The sequence below is a fragment of the Paenibacillus sp. 01T422 genome, from assembly GCF_056398785.1.
The window spans coordinates 1-830 of sequence record NZ_JBFTQB010001447.1; the positions used below are offsets into that span (position 1 = coordinate 1).

Genomic DNA, 830 nt, shown 5'->3' on the forward strand with positions numbered 1-830 from the left:
TGACGGTATTATCAGATAAAAATTTTTCCTCTTTCCAAACGCTTTGATAAATTTTTTCTATATTAAAGACTTGCCCACGGTGGCTGGCCAAGAGCTCGAGAATTGAAAATTCCAGCGGGGTAAGTGATATTTCTTTCCCACGTACGGATACATGATGACGGCTAATATCCATAATTAAATCATCCAATTCAAGAATCGCTTTGTCAGAAGCTTTAGTGCCGTTTGCCCCCGTCAATGACTGCCTGCGAAGATGTGCTTTGACTCGTGCAATCAGCTCTAACGGATTGAAGGGTTTCGCCACATAATCGTCGGCGCCTGTCGTCAAACCTGTTATTTTATCGATATCCTCCCCTTTCGCTGAAAGCATAATGATCGGAACGCTCGTTATTTCTCTTATTTTAAAACAAGCTTTAATCCCGTCCATCACTGGCATCATCACATCCAAAATAATGAGATTCACCGTTACGCTGCGAAGCAGATCCAGTGCCTCCACTCCGTTCTCAGCCTCAAAAACACGATAACCTTCGTTTTGCAAATAAATGCGGATGATATCCCGAATTTCAAGATCATCATCGGTCACTAATACGGTCTGAGTCATTTCGTTTCCTCCTAAAGAGCACATATATCAACATAAGCACAAGCGGCAGCCAAATGAATTTGAGGCCATATGAATATATGAGTGTGCCGATGCTTTGGGCATGATCACCAACGAAGTGACCGATGGTAAAGAAAACTAGCGTCCACACGAACCCGGTGGTGTATGAGAAAGCAGCGTAACGTCGAAACGACATGCGATTAAGGCCTGCTACATAAGGCATGACATGGCGAAC

At 43.6% G+C, this 830-nt stretch carries 2 protein-coding genes; both read right to left on the reverse strand.

Annotation, left to right across the window (positions count from 1 at the left end):
* Window positions 1–598, reverse strand: a 598-nt coding sequence (locus tag AC1DUA_RS39415; RefSeq protein WP_477504853.1) for a response regulator transcription factor, incomplete at its 3' end; no start/stop codon positions are given.
* The coding region (locus AC1DUA_RS39420) for a DedA family protein (protein WP_477504854.1) at window positions 570–830 on the reverse strand (261 nt) is incomplete at its 5' end. The genes AC1DUA_RS39415 and AC1DUA_RS39420, both read right to left, overlap by 29 nt.